This window comes from Acetobacter pomorum (assembly GCF_002738225.1).
Classification (GTDB): Bacteria; Pseudomonadota; Alphaproteobacteria; order Acetobacterales; family Acetobacteraceae; genus Acetobacter; species Acetobacter pomorum.
In genome coordinates, this window is record NZ_PEBQ01000188.1 from 1 (window position 1) to 4076 (window position 4076).

Sequence of the window (4076 nt, forward strand, 5' to 3'; positions counted from 1 at the left end):
AATTTCTTTTGTGCAAAACAGACTTTTTCATAATCTAACCCGATGTACAACCCTTCTGTGAGATTTCCGCGACGACCACCTATCGGGCAATGCCCGCACTGTGGGAACCTTGCTATGCCAGACCTCAAAACGCATTCTGCCAAAGTAGTGCTAGGATTACATGGGAAATATTTTCAAAAAAGTAGAAATTTATTGAGCAGACATATTTCATTTCACCAATTATAGCGGATGCTGCCGATAACGGTTCTGGCCAGCGGGCGATAGCAAAAATCAGCTTGGCAGGTAACGATATTTCGTCCTGCTAAATTGTTCAGATTAACAGCAAGCTGAAGCCCGCGAAGACCAGGAGATACGGCTTCAAATCGATAACGGACGGCAGCGTCCATGAGGAACATCGATTTGTTCTTGCCAGTCGCGTTCGTGTCGCCACGAAAACTCGAGCCAATATAGCGGATACCAAAACCTGTCCCAAGTCCCTTCAGCACGCCGCTATCGAAAGTATGGTCAAGCCAGCCGCTTGCCGTATTTGCAGGCATGCCGGAAGGGATTTTTCCTTGAGTTGAAGCATCTCCCTTCATCGTTTTCAGATCCAAGTATGTATAGCTGGCATTAAAGCTAAATCCATAGCCGATATCTCCGGTGGCGGAGACTTCGAAGCCGCGAGAACGCACCTGCCCACGTTGTATCTGATAAATACCCGTGGGGTCTGTCGGGTCTGTCATAAGGCCATGGTTCTGGTGTATATCGAAGGCAGCAGCCGTTACTAGAAGCCGCTGAGATAGGGGCTGGTATTTTAGTCCTACCTCATACTGATTGCCTGTAATTGGACGGAATGACGTGCCATTTTTCGTTTCCCCTATCGTAGGATTGAAAGATGTTGCGTATGAAGCGTAAGGAGCAAGCCCAATTGCAGAGTGATAGGTTAATCCAACGCGGCCACTAAACGCATCGTCATGCTGATGCTGGCTGGTGTGGCTGTAATAATTACCACTATTGGTTGTTACCCAATCATGGCGGCCACTAAGGGTTAACAGCCAGCGTTGAAAACGAATTTGATCTTGAAGATAAACGCCGACCTGCGTTTGGCCAGCATGGGCTATGGAATAGACTGAAGGAGTAGGAATGGCCTGCGCGCCGTAATTTAGCGTAATGAGGTTAAGTGATGGAGCGGATCCGTCCGCATAACTGGTGCGGTAGTCAGTAAATAAGTAATCTATGCCCAAGAGAATCTTTTGTGTTACCGGGCCAGTTTTCACATCGAACTTGGCCTGATTATCAAGGCCAACAGAGTTGAGTTGTTCACGAACCTGACCAGCACGCCTTGTTGCGCTCGTGCCATCGTCTGAAATGCCGGATATGTAAAGATAGTGAGCATTACTATCGCCATGCGCATAACGAAAATTTTGTTGGAAAGAAAAGAAATTCGTAAATCTATGTTCGAACTCGTAACCAAGTCGATATGTTGTCTGGTCTAGATTGTTCCAGCGCGGATCAGCGTAATGAATATTCGTGAGCACACCTTCCGTAGTCTGATAATTAAACATTGAACCGCCTGTGCGATCCTTCTGAAAGTTGGTCAGAACTGTCAGGCGTGTGTTTTCATCCGGTTTAAACGTAAAGGCTGGAGCAATATAGATGCGGTTGTCTGGCACTGCCTGCATCTGTGTATCGCTATCCCGGAAGAGGCCAGTCAGGCGATAGGTGAAACGTCGATCCGAAGGAAGTTGCCCGGAAAAATCAAATTCACCTTGATACCTGCTAAAATTACCGACTTGGAATTGGACCTCGTTGATTCGTTTCTCTGTAGGTTTTTTTGTTTCAAGATCAACCATTCCGCCAACTGATGACAAGCCATAGGTTGATGAAGCTGGTCCGTTGACGACCGTGATGGAATCAAGCCCATAAGGTTCTGTTCTAAAGCTGAGGAGAGATGGTGTAACGGGCTGGCGAAGACCGTCACGGTAGACACCATAATTTGTTACATCGAAACCACGAATGATGAACTGATCGAGCCTTGGCGAAAACCCATAGATATTGGTACGAACTCCTGGTGAATAAGCCAGTGCGTCAGACAGGGTCTGGACGTTACGAGCATCAAGTTGTGTTCGGGTAATAACCGAGACGCTTTGTGGGGTTTCGATGAGCGGTGTGTCTGTCTTGGTTCCTGCATGAGAGGAAGATGCCAAAAAATTTTGCCTTACACCTTTGACGCTGATGATTTCCGGGGTGGCAGGGTGAGGTCGCGACTGTGCTGGTTTACCCGCTGAAGAAGATCTTACTTTTGCAAATGTAGTGTCAGGAACATTCTGTTGAGCACTGTCGGATAGATTACCATTAGCAGTACGCGCTTCTGCTGGCACAGTTGCTGCCAGAATGATGACCATGCCAACGACAAACCTAGGTTTGGCGAGCTTTATTGGATAGCAGGAATTTCCCGCATAACTATCTGGTTCCATAGTTAAATCCATAGAATAATAAAGGATATTTTTGGCGTGGATAGCTCTCGCAAACCCCGTCCACGGATGCCGATGTAACCTCCATAAGGATGTTGTGCACTCTGAACCCTATGTGAGTTCCATGCCTTCATACATATTAATGAGAATCATTTGCAATAATTTTTAAGCTGAAATTTGCCTAAAATGATGTGACTGTCATGTAACATTAAAGTGTGGAATGTGGTTCGGACAATGGTATTGGGAGGTAAATTCACATCATCACAACACAAGATGGGTTCATACTGCGGATTTACATCTGAAAAAACGCATTGTATTATTGAAAAAGCATGTCATCAACTTGGATTGGGGGCAGATGCTATAATTTGTATACCAATTGACAGACACTATCGGATGCGTGCTGATGTGTTGAAAGAGACGGTCGATGCTGCGTGCAAAGCTGGTCGAAAACCAATTGCCATAGTAGCACTAGGATGTGTCGTCAGTTAGCTCCGATGACAGCGGAAACGAGCTGCACTGCTGCGATGAAGGTTGATTTCAGCTTGTCATAACGTGTTGCAATGCTTCTGAACTGCTTCAGTCTGGCGAAGACGCGTTCGATGATATTTCGTTTTTTATAAATTGAAAAACGGGTTTTTCGTGGACAGATACGGTTTTTCCTTGAGGGGATAACCGGTGTGCTCCCCCCCTCTTCAAGCTTTTCGATGAGGGGTATGGCGTCGTAAGCCTTGTCGGCGATGAAGACCTCGGGATCGACTTCATCGAGCAATGACCCTGTTTCTGTGATGTCGGCCCTTTGTCCGGGCGTCAGAGAAAGAACCACAGCCTTCCCCGCGGCATCGACAATGGTGTGGATTTTCGTGGTCAGCAGCCTGATGCCAAGAAATCCGTTCGATCACACCGCTTTCACACCAGCGACGCAGCCGTCTGTGCACGTTCTTCCAGTCTCCAAAGCGGACAGGCAGGTCACGCCCTCTTGTCGGTCGTTCCGGGGCAATTTACGTTTTCCGAAAGCAGACATGCAATACTGCTCAAAGCTCAGAGATGTCGTCATTGAAAGGTAGGATTAAAGCGATCGATATAGACTGGTTAACAGAGAGAACTTGATGTAACGGTGAAGCATGACTCCACGTGCTCACAGTCCAACTTATCTGCTGGCCTTCTGGCCTCTTGTATTGTTTGCACTGATTGCACGCCTGACATTTGGCGGAATTGCTTCCCCAGCGGCACTTGTCGACGATCCTCTTAAAACTTTCACGAAGCTGAGCATTCTTTGCGACGATCAGAGCACATCGCCTGATCCAGACGGACAGCACCATCGCTCAACTGCCCCCGATGATGACGGCTTTCTTCTGTCCGAAGCATTGGGCCTGCTCGTTGTAAGCATCGTTTTCTGTCTTTTTATGGGATTGTGTGTTGCTGGCATTCGCCAGACATGGATGTTCACATCCATCCGGGGGCCTCCAACACCGAAACGGACTTCTCTCTGCCCTCAGGGGCCTCCTGCCTGATCTGAATTGAAAGAGCCGCTCACCTGCCATGCAGGTGAGCATTTTGTGCTGTCTCTTCAGGTTCCTTCACATGTTTCGTACTGTTTATTTTTCACTCCCGTTTTACGGGACA

The 4076-nt window shown here is 47.5% G+C and carries 2 protein-coding genes and 1 pseudogene; 1 reads left to right on the plus strand and 2 read right to left on the minus strand.

Annotated elements, in window-relative coordinates; genetic code table 11:
• Window positions 1–212: 212 nt before the first annotated feature.
• The gene (locus CSR02_RS14890) at window positions 213–2456 is read right to left on the minus strand and encodes a TonB-dependent siderophore receptor (protein WP_244177046.1); all 2244 of its coding nucleotides are present in this window, start codon (window positions 2454–2456) and stop codon (window positions 213–215) included.
• 478 nt (window positions 2457–2934) lie between these two features.
• Window positions 2935–3424, minus strand: a pseudogene (locus CSR02_RS14895) (IS5 family transposase); the annotation flags it as partial.
• Window positions 3425–3574: 150 nt separating this feature from the next.
• On the opposite strand from CSR02_RS14895, the gene CSR02_RS14905 reads away from it, so the two are divergent.
• Window positions 3575–3964, plus strand: coding sequence for a hypothetical protein (locus tag CSR02_RS14905; RefSeq protein WP_087636488.1), 390 nt, complete (start codon window positions 3575–3577; stop codon window positions 3962–3964).
• The last annotated feature ends 112 nt before the right edge of the window (window positions 3965–4076 follow it).

What these genes read in the sequence shown, in the direction of transcription:
- CSR02_RS14890 (WP_244177046.1), bottom strand. Translation starts at nt 2,456, where the DNA reads ATGGAACCAGATAGTTATGCGGGAAATTCCTGCTATCCAATAAAGCTC.
- CSR02_RS14905 (WP_087636488.1), top strand. Translation starts at nt 3,575, where the DNA reads ATGACTCCACGTGCTCACAGTCCAACTTATCTGCTGGCCTTCTGGCCT.